Genomic DNA, 17,596 nt, shown 5'->3' with positions numbered 1-17,596 from the left:
ATAAGCAGCAAATGCCTGTTCAATCGAGTACTGTAAACGGTGTAGGGACATTAGACAGACGGATCGGTGATCCGTCTGGGGATGTAGGAGGTAATGATGGATTATGCTTGTTTAAACGCTTTTATTGTTTGTAGATGCTGTGAGATCTTTTTAAATTTATGACTTTGTGTCTCATCCCAGACTATTTCATAGTAATCGTCTAGGGCATCTTTTGTTTGCTGATTATCTAATACTTCGTCGTTAGTTGAAAGTATACAAATACATTTACCTGAATTTTTTTTACGAAAATCTGTAACACATTTTGTCGCAATATCAGCATATTCCTCTGGCCTATCTATTCTTCCTTCCATATTCTCTTGAGGGTTAAGGTTTGGGTTGAACATTACCTGCTTGATGCCGCACAAAAAGCCAATACGTTCAGACCAAAAAGCGCCCAGCCCCACCCCACAAATTAGAGGATTTTCATCATCCGACTGTTCGATGAGTTTATGTACTTCTTTAAGAAGATGCTGCATATCATGCTTGGGATGTAACGTACTATAACTAACAAAGCGTACATCAGGGTCGATAAACTGCAGTTGTAAGACCTTTTCATGATTACCAGGACTTGTTGAATCAAAGCCGTGTAAATAAATAATCATTGTTTCCCCTTTCGCTTTAGTATCATCCTAAGATTTTAATCTATCAGGTTTTAACCACATTGAAAGAGTTACATACAAAACTATGACGCTGTTGGCAAAATAAAAGCAACATGACTTTAATCTTACTCAAACTTAAGTATCGTCAGCCAATCTTAACCTCTGAATGAGTTCTTGTTGTAATGCTAACGCAGCATTAAGGTACTCACTGTCTTGCCACTGTTCATATCCAATGTAATACCACAAAATGGCTAGCCACATTCCCCAAGGCAGATATGTGTTCACCTGAGTTAAAATAACGTTGAACTCACTTTTTGTGAGCTGGCAATATTGAGTAACAGCCCTTTCAATCGACATATCATTGGCCAAAATCGTTAAGGCTAAATCTAATAAAGCATCCCCTGCTGCGGCATACTCCCAATCGATAACCTTTAGTCGTGACCCCTTTCTAATTAAGTTATAACGTCCTAAATCACAATGACAACATGCCAATTGTTTAGACTCTGGGATTACGGAATGGGCAAACCAAGAATGCAGTTGTAATAAACGGTGAGAATGAAGTTCTACAGGGATCTGATCCCAGTAATATTGACAACGCTGCTTAAGATCAAGTGTTGTTTGCGGGAGAGGTTGCTGATGAATCTGAACCAGCAGTTCAAGGATCTCACTATCTGAGGTCTCTTTACCCGCTTCTTTTCCTTCTAACCATTCTACGAGTAGACCTTGGTTATTACAGTAAATAGGTAATGGAGCAAGAGATGCGCTTAGCTGCTGAAGAGTCAAAAACTCCTGCTGACGATCGACTAAAAAAGCTTGGCTGATTGCTGAGACGGGGCGCCAAACAGCAGTGAGTAATCGACCTTGATAATATCCGGTCAGCTTCCAACAACGGTTAGTTAAACCACCAGATAACGGTATTGCCGATGTAATCTGAAAATTAGGGATAATGTCAGCATCAAAACCATTAATAAACTGCTTATTTGCCACAATAATAGAACCTCATTACCCCTATTTTTACCACTTGAGTTTACCAGCCTTGTGGGTTTGTATTTGGTGCATCAGCCTTATCAGACCATTCAATCAGGCCTGACTTTAAATCCATCAAACGCATTGTCATTCGGTAAAATGGCATTGATTGTCCATCTACTTGTTTGTTGGTATTTGACACATTTCCATACAGCATATATTGAGCACCGACCATGTTACCAAACTGAATTGCTGTACTTTGGTTTACAAGTTGATCATCACTGCTAAAGTTCAGTTGCTGGCGCACTTCTTTAACACGAGAGCTATCAACAGAAGCAAATTTACCTGAATCGTCTACCGTCTCTTTTACGGTATTTAACAATTGCTTACTGTTTACATGACTCGTTGTTTTATTCTGCATCGAACTAACAAAAAGCACAGGCTCTGCGCCCGAAGTGATTTTTTTAACCGCCGCAGATGCCAACATATTTTCAGTCAGGTTTTCTGCCACCTCATTTAAATCTGTTTTCTGCTGTGGTGGTTGAGGCTTAGGCTGAGGATTTACTGGCGTTGTAGTATCAGGCTTAGGTTGAGGCTTCGCAGGTACATTCGTTTCAGGCTTATTCCAAACATCAGAAATATTGCCATAATCAACTTGCTGAGCACAGCCACCCAATAGCAATGCAGACATACCTACAGCTGCGACAAGATGTTTTTTCATTGAGCTACCTTTAATTGTTATCATTTAAAACGCATTAGCTTGATATAAAACCACAAGCCTTTGAATCATAAAGAAGATTTATGGGTTTAACTGACGAATGCCAATTCGATATTGAATAGCATCGGCTGATGGCGCAGTACCTGAAATCGTTGCTACTTTACCCGCATTAACAGTCAAAGCTTGCCAAGCTAAACTGTCATTCAGTTCTAACCCTTGCTGATTATACCAATAAAATTGATATTCTAATTTCAGCGTCATGTTAGTTAAGTTCTTAACTGGCACAACAATATGCATAACGCCGTTAGAGATGTCTTGTTTCTGTCCATCTACAGACAAACTACTGGCTAAAAATGGATCGCTAATTACCAAATGATTATCACTAGATGCCAACGACAACCCAGTTTGAGAACCAGAACATGCTGATAAAAATAAAGAACAAAGCAATAAGAGAGTCGCTCTCACCTTTAACCTCACATCAAATAACATCCATATACCCATACGCTGTGCAGATTAAAGGCACTTGGGTATAGCAAAACTGGTCAAAAAAGCATTAACCAGTTTTTATTAGCGTATTAAGCTTTAGCTTAGCCTAACAACATTGGACCTAATGGACGACCACCAAGTAAGTGCATATGAATATGATACACTTCCTGACCACCATGAGGATTACAATTCACAATCAGGCGATAACCATCTTCAGCAATACCTTCTTGCTCAGCGATTTTACGCGCAACCGTAAACATACGGCCCATCATAATTTCATCTTCAACTTGAACCTGATTAACCGTTGGGATCAGTTTATTTGGAATGATCAATACGTGACTTGGCGCACGAGGGTTAATATCACGAAATGCTGTTACTAGTTCATCTTGATAAACAATATCAGCTGGGATTTCGCGACGGATAATCTTACTAAAAATAGTTTCTTCTACCATGACACACTCCATATCATAATTGGATTTTTAAAAAGTATGCGCTACTCAAGATTATAGAGCAATAAAGAACGGTGTTTTAAACTCTTTTATCACCTATTTAGTTAATCTTTAGACTATTTTTTGTCGTATGGCTCTAACTTTTCCTCTTTACTCCTCTAATCAGCGTAAGTTCTGATTAAGACATTAGACATTTCCCCGATATATAACCATGGTTTTATAAATACAGGGAAATTATGAAAACGCATCGCCTTCCATCCGTTATTCATCGTATGTATTTCAGTTTCGCGGTGATGGTGGCCTTATTGATATTCACCGTGATCTTACTGCTTAGTGGCAGCAATAAAATACACAGTCAGCTAAATACACTTGCGGCAAATGCTTTACCTTTGGTATCAGCCTCCAACCACACCAGTGTATCTTTATTGGCAGCAGATAAAGTCTTTAAGGATTTTCTGACAAGCCAAGATATCTCTGCTATGTCCCAATACCAACATAATTTTAAGCAAGCAGAACAAGATTATTTACATGCTCAACAGCAGTTAGCCGATATCATTATTCGCCACCCAGATTTAGCGTCCAACATGGAACAACTATTCCAATTACAACAGAGCTATTTCCAAGAGGCTGAAATAGCAATGAACAACTATCGAACTCAATTATTGGCACAGACCGAGCGCCAGCAATCAACTCGTCGTTTTCAGCGTCTACATGCTAAGTTAAATAGTGGAATCAAAGATGAAGTAGCGAAACAGCAAAATTTCTCGGTAAAAATGCTGGCAAAAAATTATTTTGAGAAGCTGTCCGAGACAGAAACCGTTACCTCTGATGCTCTTGCCAGTGAAAATATTGCTGCAATTGATCAAGCCGTGAAAGCCAATCGAAAAAGTGTCAACCACCTTGGTTTTGCCTATCGAGGTATTACAACTCAGCTTCCTGATCTGAAACCTATCTTTGATAAAGACGTTGAACAATATATCCAAGATATTGGCCGGTCTGGAGGAGTTTTAGATCAGCATTTTGAATACATTACGGCCAAAGATCGTCTCTACACTAATATTGCTACTTTGGCTCAACAAATTGATCAAGCCATGGCATTGCTTCTGCAGTTTGATCAAAAAGCCTCGCATTTAATGAACCAATCTATCTCTAATGCAGATACGGTTTATCAGCAAGGCCTTTACCGTGCATTACTGTTAGGAACTGTTGTTATACTGTTTGCGATCTTTATTGGCTGGCGTTTAGCCCACAGTGTTCGTCAACCACTAAGAGCAACACTTAATACCCTACAAGCCCTAGCTGATGGCAATATGACACAACGAATTCCCAACAGTAAATATCATGAATTCAATCAATTAAGTCAGTTTGTAAATACGGTTGCGAATAATCTTCAAGATATTTTAGGTAAAATCAATGAAGCATCAGATAGCTTAACGAACGTATCGATACAAAATCATCATTTAACTGAGCAAGCCCAACAAAAACTCAATGAACAGCGTCAGCAAACAGCATCTGTTGCAACCGCTATGACGGAAATGGAGCAGTCCGTTGCTGAAGTGACAATGAGTGCCCAACATACCCAGCAAAAAGTACATGATGTTGAAAACGCTTCAATAACTGGACGCGATGTGATGAGTCAGAATATTCATAGCGCCCATGAACTCTCTGCTCGCTTAGATGAATCGGTGCAAGCCGTACAACAACTAAAATCAATGAGCAATAATATTGGCTCTATTTTAGATGTTATTCGTAATATTGCCGATCAAACCAACTTATTAGCACTGAATGCTGCCATTGAAGCCGCACAAGCAGGAGAACAAGGTCGAGGATTTGCGGTTGTAGCAGATGAAGTCAGAGTTCTAGCCAAGCGAACAACTGAATCAACCACTGAAATAGAAACTATGATTCACTCTCTACAACAAAGCTCAAATCAGGCAACCACTATGATGCAAGCTTGTGTATCTGAGATGAACAATAATATTGAGCAAGCTTCTGATGCCAATAGTGCTATGGAAGAGATTCAAGCATTAGTTATTGAAATTAGCCAAATGAGTAGCCAAATTGCTCAAGCCGCTGAAGAGCAACGCTGCACTACCAGTGATATTGCGCGAAACTTAGAAGATATTAGCTTAATTGCCGACTCAAACAGCCAAGCAATGACAGATATTTCGTTATCAAGCCATCAATTAGAGAGCTTAGCCCAAACCCAGCAACAACTGGTGACTCGCTTTACCCTCTAAACGCCCAGTAAAAACCATTGAGCAGCAAACGATTGCGTTAATATTCAACAAATGCACTCTTTGCTGCTTGTTTCGTCTTTACAATCGATATTTGAACTCTTAGAATCGGGCAAATTTTTTGAAGGGAAACAGACATGACTACGATAACAATTACCCGTCCAGATGATTGGCATGTACATTTACGTGATGGTGATGTACTTCCAGATACAGTCCGAGATATCAGTCGATATATGGGCCGAGCGATTGTAATGCCAAACCTCATTCCTCCTGTTATCGATACCGAATCTGCCCTTTCCTACCGTGACCGCATTTTGGCAAATCACCCAACGCCAACCTTCTCTCCTTTAATGACCATTTATCTTACCGACAATACAACTGCCGATGAGATCTACAAAGCAAAAGAGTCTGGTCATATTTACGCAGCAAAATTATATCCTGCTGGTGCCACAACCAACTCGGATTCAGGTGTCACTTCTATTGATAAAGTGCGCCCCGCGATTGAAGCGATGCAAGAAGTCGGAATGCCTCTACTCATCCATGGTGAGGTCACTCATAATCACATTGATATTTTTGATCGAGAGAAAACATTTTTAGAGACAGTATTAGGCCCTATTGTTGATGCATTCCCTACACTAAAAATTGTGCTCGAACATATTACAACCAAAGAAGCCGTTGAATTTGTGTTAAATGCGGGCAGTAATGTTGGTGCGACCATTACCGCTCACCATCTCCTATTTAACCGTAATCACATGCTTGTGGGTGGTATTCGTCCTCATTTCTACTGCTTGCCAATCTTAAAACGTAATAGTCACCAAGAAGCACTTATCGCCGCAGCAACCAGTGGAAATCCTAAGTTCTTCTTAGGTACAGATACAGCACCACATGCTAAAGGACGCAAAGAAGCGGCTTGTGGCTGTGCAGGTTCTTACACCGCTCATGCTGCAATTGAGTTGTATGCTGAAGTATTTGAGCAAGCAAATGCCCTTGATAAGCTAGAAGCCTTTGCAAGTTTTAATGGCGCAGACTTTTATGGTTTACCACGTAACAGTGACACCATTACATTAACCAAAGAGGGTTGGCCTGTGCCAGAAGAGATGTCTTTTGGTAACGATGTGGTTGTGCCAATCCGAGCTGGTGAAATGATGAGTTGGAAAGTGCTTTAATCACCACTTAATCTATCCAGATTAGTTAGATAAGCCACAACAGATTAAATAATAAAAGCGCCTTGGTATTACTATCAAGGCGCTTTTTTCAATAACATTTCACTCTGTTTTAGCTAGAACTTAAACCATGATTAAGCGGTTTACTCGCTCGGTAATCGAACATGATGGAACATGCGATATAACACAGGAACAACCACTAATGTCAGTATGGTTGCAAAGCCTAAACCAAACATGATGGTTACTGCCATAGGTTTAAAGAACACATCAGGTAGCAATGGGATCATACCTAAGATAGTGGTAATGGCCGCCATACAAACTGGACGAACACGACTTACCGCTGCATCAACAATGGCCTGGTATTTCTCCTTACCGCTTGAGATTTCAAGTTCAATTTGGTCTAGCAGTACAATACCATTTTTCACCAACATACCGGATAGACTTAAGAAACCAAGTAGCGCCATAAAACCAAACGGCGTATTAAGTAACAGAAGACCTAATGTCACCCCTATCACTGCAAGAGGTACCGTTGCCCAGACAATTAACGCTTCTTTTACCTTGTTAAACAGTAAAATGGTAATAAGGAACATACAGAGGTAACCCATCGGCATTGTTTGGAACAGTGACGCTTTAGCATCTGCCGAAGACTCATATTCTCCCCCCCATTCCAGTGCATAACCGGCAGGAAACTCAATTGATTCAATTTTGGACTGCATACGAGCTTGCACAGAGGCCGCCGTTTCATCACCTAATGGATCAGGATCTGCCATAACAGTTAATACGCGCTTACGATCTTTACGAACAACTAAAGGATCTTCCCAACGAACATTAACACCAAGGATCACCTGCTGAAGAGGAATAAATCCTTGAATTGCCGGACTCCAAATTTTAATCCCTTCAATCGTACTAACATCAACACGCTCTTCTTCTGGCAAACGAGCCACAATCGGCATCAAATTAGTACCATCACGATATAAACCTACCGCCATACCAGAGAAAGCCATTTGGAACAGATCGTCCACGTCTTGCTTTGTGATACCGTAACGACGAGCTTGGCTCTCATTAAAGATTGGCTCAATAACTTTGGTGCGTTCACGCCAATCATGTCGAATATTAAATGCCCCAGGATCAGCATTCATGATATCAACAACTTGCTTACCTAACCCTCGTAATACCGTTGGATCGGGACCGACAAGACGAGCTTCAATTTTTGACCCAGATGATGGACCAAGCATTACCTGCTTAAGTTTATATTCGAGTTTAGGGTGGTCTTTATCCAGTACGGCACTAAATTTACGCATTACAGGAATCACATCATCAAAACTTTTCACCCGAACGATTAATTCACCATAAGCGGCATAGCTCTTTTCTGGGGTATAGGTCAGCATGAAACGTTGCGAGCCTTTACCCGCGCTAGAACTTACATACTCAACCCCTTGCTCTTTCTCAACCACTTTTTCAAGCTGTTCCAATGTCTGGTTAGTTGCACGAATATCTGTACCTTCTGGTAACCAGATATCGACCATAAACATCGGTGTGGTTGAGGCCGGGAAAAACGACTGCTTCAATAGTGTAAAGCCATATAAGCTTGCACCTAGCATTAGTACGAGAGTAATCACCGTTAACCAAGCGCGGCGCATACAAAACTCTAGGAATGCTCGATACCAGACAAAGATCTTACCAGCATAAGGATCAACTTCTTCAGCATTAGGATCTTGCTTTACATTCTTAAAGAAAAGATCAGCAAAAAACGGCGTTAATGAGATCGCAGTAAACCAACTCAACATTAAGGAGATCAGGAGCACAGTAAAGAGTGTTCGACAATACTCACCTGTTGAGTCTTGCGATAAACCAATTGGAGCAAAAGCCATAACCGCAATCATGGTTGCACCAAGTAGAGGCCATTTGGTTTGGGTAACAATGTCAGAGGCAGCCTGCATTCGAGTCCGGCCTTTTTGCATCCCGATCAAAATACCTTCTACCACCACAATGGCATTATCCACCAGCATACCGAGTGCGATAACTAAGGCGCCAAGAGAAATTCGTTGTAAATCGATTGCAAGCCACTTCATGAAGACAAAGGTGCCTAATACGGTTAACAGCAAAATTAAACCGATTAAAAGCCCTGAACGTAACCCCATAAAGAACAGCAGCACAATAATAACAATGGCAACCGATTCACCTAAGCTAAGTACAAACCCACTAACCGACTTATCAACTTCCGTTGGCTGGCTATATACGGTATCAATATCAATACCTACAGGCTGTTGCTCTTTTAACTCGGCAAGACGTTGCTCAACCTTTTTCCCAACTTCGACAACGTTAACACCAGAAACAAAGGAGATCCCCACATTAAGAGCTTGCTTACCGTTAAAGCTGATTAAGTTATCAGGAATTTCTTTAAACCCACGTTTGATCTCTGCTACATCTCGCAGATAAATCAACCCTTCGGCGCCTTTTTCAGTGATGATCAAATTGCCAAGTTCGTTTACATCCTTAAACTCACCGGTTGGATGAACTCGAATATACTCATCCCCGATACGAACAGCCCCTGCACTCGATACCAAGTTCTGGGTAGCTAATGTGTTGTAAATCGTCTGCGGTGAAATACCTAAATTACTTAAGCGACGCATCGAGATCTCAATAAAGACCTGCTCTTGCTGAGTACCGGTTACCGATACTTTTCCAACGCCATCGACAAGTTCAACCTCTCGTCGTAGATAATCAACGTAATCACTGAGCTCTTTATAAGTGTAACCATCACCAGTAATGGCCAGCAAAATACCGTAAACATCACCAAAATCATCAATAACTTTTGGTTCACTCACACCGGGTGGCAAAGTGGGTTTTAAATCATTAACTTTACGACGAAGTTCATCCCATATTTGGGGTAAATCATCAGGACCATAATTATTTTTCATGGTCACCGTTATCTGAGATAGTCCACGACTGGAAATCGAATTAACTTCATCAACATAACTGAGCTGCTGAATCGCTTTCTCTATGGGATATGTGACCTCTTCTTCGACTTGCATCGGTGTTGCACCGGCATAAGAGGTCACAATCATCGCATCTTTAATGGTAAAAGCAGGATCTTCCAAGCGCCCTAAGCCAAAGAAAGACATGGTACCGCCAATCAAGAAGATCAGCGCAACCATCCAGCTCACCACTTTATTGCGAATAAAATAAGCGGCAATATCTTGCTTCATTATTCAGCCTCCTTATTTTCGTTATTCACAATCCGAACCTTATCGCCATCTCGCAAACGGTTCCCACCAGCGACAACAATTTTTTCGTTAGGTTTAACACCAGATACCAACCGAACCCCCTGAGGCACTACCTTATCTGTTACGACGACTCGCTTTTCTACCGTGTTTTCATTTGATACAACCCAAACGTATTTTTGCGCCATATCTAAACTATCCCCATCTTCATTAAACACAGCAGATAGAGGAACAACGGGTTCACCTTGGCGGTACACATTAAGTTTTTGCGCGTCAGCTTTCACTTCAACAGCCATACCATCAAGAATGAATTTATCTTTTGGCATCGGCATAGTTAATGTCACCAGAAAGGCGCCTGATCCAGGATCAGGTTCAGTAGTAAATTCTTTTAAGCTGGCTTTATATTCTGATCCATCCGGCAAAATTACTCGCGCATCAGGTTTTGAATTATTAATTTCTAACGCGCTGTTTTGTGAATAAATCATATCGGGTGCTTGCAGATCGATATCAACCATTTTGGTACTATGAATATTCATTACCTGCTGCCCGATCTGCACACTCTCAAACTGTTCAACGGGCACACGGGAAATAACCCCATCAAAAGGTGCTCTTAACTGCGTAAAAGAGAGATTTAGCTTGGCAATATCTAAATTTGCTTTAGCAATACTACGTTGCGCTTTTAATTCATCAAATTGCGACTGCGCTAAATAGCCCTTTGCCACCAGCTTGGCTGAACGTTGATATTGGCTATTAATCACATTATATTTCGCCTGCTTATCATCAACCTCAATCTTGAAATCTGTTGGCTCAAGCGTGGCAAGTAACTGCCCTTTTTTTACGAAATCACTAGGGCGAACCAGTATACGAGCGACCTCGCCAGAAATACGGAACGACAAGCTGGATTTATCAGCAGCGGCAGCAACAGCAGGAAAGGTAAGTTGTGGTGCTTGCTCTGTTAAACTAACTGTTGCAATAGAGACAGGTCGAATTTGCGAACGCTCTTCAACACTGGTTTTTTCACATCCTTGCAAGCCTAATGCAAGTAAAATCCCACAAGCGATAGCGGTATATTTTTTCATTTTATAAACCTCGCTCTTTAATCCATGGGCGTACTTTTTGCCCCTCTTGCAACTCTTTCACACCCGATGTTGCAATTTGGTCACCATCATTTAAACCAGATATAATGTGTTGCTGCTCATCCAGTTGAACTTTAACTTTATGAGCCAAACCTTGTTCATCAATATGCCAGACATAAACCTCATCGCCCTCAGTCATAAGAGCTCGTTTAGGTACAGAGCCAGATTCACCTTTTGGAATGGCCAGGCGAACCTGTCCTGACATTCCCGGCAAAATATTTTTCCCTTCAGGGCGATCCATATATAACGTCACTTTATAACTGGATGTTTTGGGATCTGACTCTGTATCAATTTCTTTAAATTTGGCCTGATAGGTTTGGTCTTTAATGGTATCAAACGTCACTGCTGGCGTAATGTCATCAGTAGTCGACTGAAAGCGGGTTAGCAGATGATCTGGGAGCTGAAAAGTCACATTGATAAGGCCTGCACTTTGAATATGCATAACAGGTTGCTTTGCCCCCACATATTCATAATTTTCAACCAATGATAAAGAGACATTGCCATTGTAAGGCGCTTTCAACGTTGCATAGGCTAAATTAGCTTTGGCTTTATCTAACGTTGCCTTTGCTTGTTTTAAGGCCGATTTAGAAGCATCAAAATCCAGCTCTGAAACCACGTTGGTTTTACGAAGCTGGGCATTTCGATCAAATTGAACTTTTTTAAGTTGATAGTTGGCTTTCGCCTGGCGGACTTGCAGTGATAACTCATCAACATTTAACTGAGCTAACTTCTGTCCACGTTTTACGACATCACCAGGATGAGCAAAAACATGTTGTAACTGTCCCGGAACACGAAACGCTAATACCGCTTTATCTCCCGCAGCCACAGTAGCCGGAAATGTTCGAAAACTTTGATTGTCCCCGATAGATACTGATAATAACTTGACTGGGCGCGATTCTGGCTCGGGAATTTCCTTTGCCTTTTCACCACATCCGGCTAACACCATACATGACAGTAAGGTGACCGACATTCGATGCCCCATAAACACTCTCCAATCCCTATGATTTGTCTTTCCTTGTTTAGTTGTAGTATCGAAAACAGATAAATGACAAACATAATCCATTTAAAACCCACACAATCAACAATATACACCATTATTGATCACAAAAAACAAACAAATCACATAAATATAAGACAACACAAATAAAACCGGAGGTTATCAATCACAAAATGGGAAAGCGATAGCAGATGAAAGTTATTCAGTGCTAATCAGAAAATAGGTTGTTATGAAGGGAAAGTTTCATGATTTTTTATCAACAAAAAACTCAAAACTCATAAAAACAGAATTTTATATCCATATAACCTTATGTTTATAAACAAAAAAGGAGCATATAAGCTCCTTTTATTTACTATAAATCAATTTTCATTATGAGTTTTGCATTTCTGCAATTTTGATCCGCCATGTATCAGGACCGGTTTGGTGTGCATTGACACCTTCTGAGTCTACAGCAACAGTGACTGGCATATCTTCGACTTCAAACTCGTAGATAGCTTCCATACCCAGCTCTTCAAATGCAACAACACGAGCTTTCTTAATGGCTTTTGCAACCAAATAAGCCGCACCACCTACAGCCATTAAATAGACGGCTTTATGTTGTTTAATTGATTCGATAGCCGCTGGACCACGTTCGGCTTTACCGATCATACCCATAAGACCCGTTTCACCTAACATCATATCCGTGAATTTATCCATACGAGTTGATGTTGTTGGACCTGCAGGACCGACAACTTCATCACCTACAGCATCAACTGGACCAACGTAGTAGATAAAACGCCCATTAAAGTCGACACCATCAGGTAAGCCTTCCCCTTTCGCAAGCATATCCTGGATACGTTTATGAGCCGCATCTCGGCCGGTTAGAATCTTACCAGAAAGAAGAATAGTCTCGCCCGATTTCCACTGCAAAACATCTTCTTTAGTTACAGAGTCAAGGTTAACACGACGAACTGAGTCTCCAACTTCCCAAGTAACTTCAGGCCAATCTTCTAACTTAGGTGGCGTTAATTCTGCAGGACCTGTTCCATCTAATGTGAAATGTACATGTCGAGTGGCTGCACAGTTAGGGATCATACAGACAGGTTTTGATGCTGCATGTGTTGGAGCAGATTTAATTTTCACATCAAGAACTGTGGTTAAACCACCAAGGCCCTGAGCGCCAATACCTAAGCGATTGACACGCTCATAGATATCTAAACGGAGTTCTTCTTCTGCATTTTGGGCTCCGCGTTCTTTTAGCTCATGAATATCAATGGCTTCCATTAACGATTCTTTAGCCAATACTGCGGCTTTTTCTGCTGTGCCGCCAACGCCAATACCGATCATGCCAGGAGGACACCAACCAGCTCCCATTAGAGGAACCGTTTTTTCAACCCAATCAGCAATATCATCTGATGGATTTAGCATGACCATTTTGGTTTTATTTTCAGAACCGCCGCCTTTGGCTGCAATTTGAATATCAACTTTATCACCAGCAACCATATCGATATGCACTACAGCAGGAGCATTATCTCGAGTATTTTTACGGCTGCCCGCGGGATCAGCAACGACAGAAGCACGAAGAGGATTTAATGGATTGGTATAAGCTTGACGTACCCCTTCATCAATCATCTCTTGCACGGTCAAATCACTGTCCCACTGAACATTCATACCAATTTTAACAAAGCAAGTTACAATGCCGGTATCTTGGCAAATAGGTCGATGTCCCTCTGCCGACATACGAGAGTTAATCAAAATCTGGGCAATAGCATCTTTCGCTGCTTGGCTCTGTTCTCTGTGGTACGCTTTTTCTAAAGCTTGCACAAAATCAAGTGGATGGTAGTAAGAGATGTATTGTAATGCATCAGCGACACTGCTAATTACATCCTCTTTGCAGATGACGGTCATAATTGCCTCTTTTGATTATTATCATTCCATGGCGCCCCGACTTTCTTCCATTGTAGGGTATTGTGTTTTTAATCTCGTCCTTGGGCGTCGAACTCGGGCTATGATACTCTTACAACAAATTTTGCGCTATTTCCTAATCAAACCCCTGTCACAAAAAAGAAAATGATTTGTAAATCTCATCCTCAATTAGTGGTTCAAGCAATTGATTATCACAAAAATGTAACACAGTCCTGGTTCGAGCCTCTAGCGGGTCAACCGTGGGCCATGATATTACGCTCTGCAGCAGACGATCATCCAGATAATCGTTTTGATATTTTAGTTGCAGATCCTTTAGCCACTTTACAGACACAAAATGACACAACTTGTATTAAGTTTTCAAATGGCGACGAAAAAGTCACCACTGACGATCCTTTTACAGTTTTAGAGCAACTAAAACAGCAACTAACCCCTGATATTAAAGGAATTCCAGATATTCCATTTGTTGGTGGTGCCGTCGGTTATTTCAGTTATGACTTGGGTCGACAGGTTGAGTCTATTCCGTCCATTGCTCAGCATGATATCCATCAACCGGATATGGCTGTTGGTATCTATGATTGGGCATTAATTGCCGATCACAAAGAACAAAAAGCCTTCTTGATTTCCCCTCGAGATAGTCAACGATTTGAGTGGCTAGAACAGCAAAGAGATCAAGCGCAATTGCAGCACAATAAAAACAAGCCACAACATTCTGATGATTTTATGTTAACAACTGACTGGTCATCCAACATGACCAAAGAGGTTTATTGCAACAAATTTAACAAAGTCCGCGAATACATCTTATCGGGAGATTGTTATCAAATTAACTTAGCACAACGTTTCTCAGCACAATATCAAGGTGATGAGTGGCAAGCTTATTGTCATTTAGAGCAAAAAAACGGTGCCCCTTTCTCCAGTTTTATTCGTACAGAGTCAGGTGCCATTATTTCTGTATCACCAGAGCGTTTTCTTCAGTTAAAGCAAAAAGCAATAGAAACTAAGCCGATTAAAGGTACTCGACCTCGTCATCACGATGTTGTGCAAGATAAAGCGCTGGCTGTTGAGTTACAGCAATCGACAAAAGATCAGGCTGAAAATGTCATGATTGTCGATCTGCTTCGTAATGATATTGGCCGAGTCGCCAAACCAGGGTCAGTAGAAGTGCCTCATCTCTTTGCCGTAGAGAGTTTTCCCGCGGTTCATCACCTTGTAAGCACAGTGACAGGTACTTTGGATGATCAATATCAGGCAACCGATCTTCTGCGAGCCTGTTTTCCTGGAGGCTCAATTACTGGCGCGCCAAAGGTCCGAGCAATGGAGATTATTGAAGAGCTAGAACCTCACCGCCGTAGCGTCTATTGTGGCAGTATTGGTTATATCAGTCGCTGTGGGAATATGGATACAAGTATTACTATCCGAACATTAGTTGCTGAAAATAATACTATTTATGCTTGGGCTGGTGGTGGTTTAGTACTTGATAGCCAAGCAGACAGTGAATATCAAGAAACTTTAGATAAATTAGGTAAGATATTACCAACACTTCCTCGTCAACCATGATTCGATTTCTAGCATCACAGTAACGGTTAGTACACTGTGATGCTTAGTTTTTTAGGACAGTACAATGAATGAAAACCATCTACTCAATAAACTGGTTCTAACCCCACTTATACAAGATTATAATGCTTCTCATCGAGCACGAATATCTCAACATCTCCCACCGAATTACCAATTCAAACAAGCCGCTGTTCTTATTCCTTTAGTGAAACGCCCCCAAGGTTGGCAAGTCATTCTTACTCAGCGAGCCCACCACCTAAAACATCATCCCGGTCAAATTGCCTTTCCTGGTGGACGATTTGAGCCTGAAGACGGCGATCTGATGACAACAGCCTTAAGAGAGACAAAAGAAGAAACGGGGATTGATTGCACAAAAGGACAAATTTTAGGTCGCTTACCAGCATTAGAAACAGTAAGTGGTTACCGAGTAACCCCCTTTTTTTCAACAGTAATGGAAAACTATCAAGTCAAAATTGATCCTAATGAGGTCGCCGAAATTTTTGAGGTTCCTATCAAGTTTTTACTCAATCCAGTGAATATTAAAAGTCAAAAATCACTCATTAAAGGCGAATATCATACAATTTATGCAATCCCATTCAGCCACTATTCAATTTGGGGAGCAACAGCACAAATGATTAAATTATTATCAGATCAGATTTGGGATTAGATTTTATTATCAAGATAATTAGTTTTTTTAATACCAGACACTAATTAAGTGTGATCGAGATCGCTTTTATTTGTATTGCAAAACAAGTCAGTTACAGAACGAGATCTTTATCAATGTTTTCGTGCCACAAAAAGAGAAAATGCGCACCGTTCCTATTCCGTTCCGTACAAAACTTTTGGATATATACATTATGCAAACCACTTCTACCACCGCAGCAACTGGTACTGCAAAAGCTAGATGGACTTACAAAGATTTTACTTGGGCACTTTCTCTTTTCGGTACTGCCGTTGGTGCTGGTGTTCTGTTTCTTCCAATTAAAGCAGGTGCTGGCGGTTTCTGGCCACTTGTTGCTCTTGCGCTACTTGCACTGCCAATGACTTGGTTTGCACACAAAGGTCTTGCACGTTTCGTTCTTTCTGCAAAAAATCCTGAAGCAGATATCACCGATACTGTTGAAGAACATTTCGGTAAAACAGGTGCTAACATCATCACCTTCGCATACTTCTTTGCAATCTACCCTATCGTACTGATTTACGGTGTTGGTATCACAAACACAGTAGACTCTTTCATGGTTCACCAGCTAGGCATGGATTCAATGCCACGTTGGCTACTATCTGGTCTTCTTATTTCAGCAATGACCGCAGGTGTAGTATTTGGTAAAGAGCTAATGCTAAAAGCAACTTCTGCAATGGTTTACCCTCTAGTTGCTGTTCTACTGATTCTTTCTATCTACCTAATTCCTGATTGGAACACTTCAATGATGTCTGTTGCACCAGACTGGTCTGCAATGCCTGCTGTTGTTTGGCTTGCTATTCCAATCATCGTGTTCTCATTTAACCACAGCCCAATTATCAGCCAGTTCTCTAAAGAGCAGCGTCGTGTATACGGTGAAGATGCAGTGAAGAAAACTGACATGATCACTGGTGGCGCAGCAATGATGCTAATGGGCTTTGTAATGTTCTTCGTATTCTCTGTAGTACTTTCTATGACTCCAGAGCAGCTAGCAACAGCAAAAGCAGAAAACATCTCTGTTCTTTCTTACCTAGCAAACGTTCACGAATCTCCATACATCTCTCTACTGGGTCCTCTAGTTGCATTCGCTGCAATTACTTCAAGCTACTTTGGTCACTTCCTAGGTGCTCACGAAGGTCTAGTTGGTCTTGTTAAATCTCGCTCTGATATGTCTATCAGCAAGATTGAGAAAATCTCTCTAGTGTTCATCGTGGTAACAACTTGGATCGTTGCAATCATCAACCCAAGTATCCTAGGTATGATTGAAACAATGGGTGCACCAATGATTGCTGCAATCCTATTCTTGATGCCAGTATTTGCAATGTACAAGGTTCCAGCAATGGCGAAGTACAAAACATCATCAGCTGCACGTATTTTCACAGCTCTTTGTGGTATTGCGTCAATTACTTCTGTAATCTACGGTGCACTATAAAATCAGCATAAAAAT

The 17,596-nt window shown here is 41.1% G+C and carries 14 protein-coding genes; 5 read left to right on the top strand and 9 right to left on the bottom strand.

Translation table 11 applies throughout. From position 1 onward, the window contains the following. Window positions 1–101 precede the first annotated feature (101 nt). The 5 genes from ycfP to hinT form a co-directional block, all read right to left on the bottom strand. Window positions 102–641, bottom strand: a complete 540-nt coding sequence (gene ycfP / locus CTN07_RS03510) for an alpha/beta hydrolase YcfP (protein WP_036763628.1) — start codon at window positions 639–641, stop codon at window positions 102–104. Between the two features lie 132 nt (window positions 642–773). Further along, window positions 774–1,625: a phosphotransferase gene (locus tag CTN07_RS03505; RefSeq protein ID WP_005298807.1), complete on the bottom strand. Its 852-nt coding sequence runs from the start codon at window positions 1,623–1,625 to the stop codon at window positions 774–776. A 40-nt stretch (window positions 1,626–1,665) separates the two neighbouring features. Then, window positions 1,666–2,325: a penicillin-binding protein activator LpoB gene (gene lpoB, locus CTN07_RS03500; protein ID WP_005298805.1), complete on the bottom strand. Its 660-nt coding sequence runs from the start codon at window positions 2,323–2,325 to the stop codon at window positions 1,666–1,668. Between the two features lie 78 nt (window positions 2,326–2,403). After that, on the bottom strand, window positions 2,404–2,787 hold the full coding sequence (locus CTN07_RS03495) for a YcfL family putative periplasmic lipoprotein (protein WP_157132359.1): 384 nt from the start codon (window positions 2,785–2,787) through the stop codon (window positions 2,404–2,406). A gap of 122 nt (window positions 2,788–2,909) precedes the next feature. Beyond that, a complete protein-coding gene (hinT, locus tag CTN07_RS03490; protein ID WP_005298803.1) occupies window positions 2,910–3,260 on the bottom strand; it encodes a purine nucleoside phosphoramidase in 351 nt (116 codons plus the stop codon). Between the two features lie 233 nt (window positions 3,261–3,493). On the opposite strand from hinT, the gene CTN07_RS03485 reads away from it, so the two are divergent. Together CTN07_RS03485 and pyrC are read left to right on the top strand one after the other, a co-directional pair. Beyond that, complete coding sequence (locus tag CTN07_RS03485) at window positions 3,494–5,497, top strand: methyl-accepting chemotaxis protein (protein WP_005298801.1); 2,004 nt, start codon at window positions 3,494–3,496, stop codon at window positions 5,495–5,497. 134 nt (window positions 5,498–5,631) lie between these two features. Further along, the gene (gene pyrC / locus CTN07_RS03480) at window positions 5,632–6,660 is read left to right on the top strand and encodes a dihydroorotase (protein WP_005298800.1); all 1,029 of its coding nucleotides are present in this window, start codon (window positions 5,632–5,634) and stop codon (window positions 6,658–6,660) included. A gap of 140 nt (window positions 6,661–6,800) precedes the next feature. On the opposite strand, the gene CTN07_RS03475 is transcribed toward pyrC, so the two are convergent. From CTN07_RS03475 to CTN07_RS03460, 4 genes are all read right to left on the bottom strand, one after another. Further along, a complete protein-coding gene (locus tag CTN07_RS03475; protein ID WP_005298798.1) occupies window positions 6,801–9,866 on the bottom strand; it encodes an efflux RND transporter permease subunit in 3,066 nt (1,021 codons plus the stop codon). Further along, window positions 9,866–10,960 (bottom strand): efflux RND transporter periplasmic adaptor subunit, encoded by a 1,095-nt coding sequence (locus tag CTN07_RS03470; RefSeq protein WP_005298796.1) that lies wholly within the window; start codon window positions 10,958–10,960, stop codon window positions 9,866–9,868. Before CTN07_RS03470 ends, CTN07_RS03475 begins: the two co-directional genes overlap by 1 nt. A gap of 1 nt (window position 10,961) precedes the next feature. After that, window positions 10,962–11,999, bottom strand: coding sequence for an efflux RND transporter periplasmic adaptor subunit (locus CTN07_RS03465; RefSeq protein WP_036763622.1), 1,038 nt, complete (start codon window positions 11,997–11,999; stop codon window positions 10,962–10,964). Between the two features lie 384 nt (window positions 12,000–12,383). Then, window positions 12,384–13,901, bottom strand: a complete 1,518-nt coding sequence (locus tag CTN07_RS03460; protein ID WP_036763619.1) for a fumarate hydratase — start codon at window positions 13,899–13,901, stop codon at window positions 12,384–12,386. A 162-nt stretch (window positions 13,902–14,063) separates the two neighbouring features. Between CTN07_RS03460 and pabB the strand changes: the two genes are divergently transcribed. The 3 genes from pabB (at window position 14,064) to CTN07_RS03445 (ending at window position 17,581) form a co-directional block, all read left to right on the top strand. After that, the gene (gene pabB / locus CTN07_RS03455) at window positions 14,064–15,473 is read left to right on the top strand and encodes an aminodeoxychorismate synthase component I (RefSeq protein WP_005298790.1); all 1,410 of its coding nucleotides are present in this window, start codon (window positions 14,064–14,066) and stop codon (window positions 15,471–15,473) included. Window positions 15,474–15,537: 64 nt separating this feature from the next. Beyond that, window positions 15,538–16,137 (top strand): CoA pyrophosphatase, encoded by a 600-nt coding sequence (locus CTN07_RS03450; RefSeq protein WP_005298789.1) that lies wholly within the window; start codon window positions 15,538–15,540, stop codon window positions 16,135–16,137. Window positions 16,138–16,327: 190 nt separating this feature from the next. Beyond that, the gene (locus CTN07_RS03445; RefSeq protein ID WP_005298788.1) at window positions 16,328–17,581 is read left to right on the top strand and encodes an aromatic amino acid transport family protein; all 1,254 of its coding nucleotides are present in this window, start codon (window positions 16,328–16,330) and stop codon (window positions 17,579–17,581) included. Window positions 17,582–17,596 lie beyond the last annotated feature (15 nt).

Origin of the sequence: Photobacterium damselae, from assembly GCF_003026815.1 — a bacterium.
In the GTDB taxonomy this organism is placed as follows: Bacteria; Pseudomonadota; Gammaproteobacteria; order Enterobacterales; family Vibrionaceae; genus Photobacterium; species Photobacterium damselae.
This window is presented reverse-complemented; position numbering and strand designations above follow the sequence as displayed.

Bases quoted from the DNA above. Each gene is read 5' to 3' on its own strand.
- ycfP (WP_036763628.1), bottom strand. From the start codon at position 641: ATGATTATTTATTTACACGGCTTTGATTCAACAAGTCCTGGTAATCAT.
- lpoB (WP_005298805.1), bottom strand. From the start codon at position 2,325: ATGAAAAAACATCTTGTCGCAGCTGTAGGTATGTCTGCATTGCTATTG.
- hinT (WP_005298803.1), bottom strand. From the start codon at position 3,260: ATGGTAGAAGAAACTATTTTTAGTAAGATTATCCGTCGCGAAATCCCA.
- CTN07_RS03485 (WP_005298801.1), top strand. From the start codon at position 3,494: ATGAAAACGCATCGCCTTCCATCCGTTATTCATCGTATGTATTTCAGT.
- pyrC (WP_005298800.1), top strand. From the start codon at position 5,632: ATGACTACGATAACAATTACCCGTCCAGATGATTGGCATGTACATTTA.
- CTN07_RS03475 (WP_005298798.1), bottom strand. From the start codon at position 9,866: ATGAAGCAAGATATTGCCGCTTATTTTATTCGCAATAAAGTGGTGAGC.
- CTN07_RS03470 (WP_005298796.1), bottom strand. From the start codon at position 10,960: ATGAAAAAATATACCGCTATCGCTTGTGGGATTTTACTTGCATTAGGC.
- CTN07_RS03465 (WP_036763622.1), bottom strand. From the start codon at position 11,999: ATGGGGCATCGAATGTCGGTCACCTTACTGTCATGTATGGTGTTAGCC.
- CTN07_RS03460 (WP_036763619.1), bottom strand. From the start codon at position 13,901: ATGACCGTCATCTGCAAAGAGGATGTAATTAGCAGTGTCGCTGATGCA.
- pabB (WP_005298790.1), top strand. From the start codon at position 14,064: ATGATTTGTAAATCTCATCCTCAATTAGTGGTTCAAGCAATTGATTAT.
- CTN07_RS03450 (WP_005298789.1), top strand. From the start codon at position 15,538: ATGAATGAAAACCATCTACTCAATAAACTGGTTCTAACCCCACTTATA.
- CTN07_RS03445 (WP_005298788.1), top strand. From the start codon at position 16,328: ATGCAAACCACTTCTACCACCGCAGCAACTGGTACTGCAAAAGCTAGA.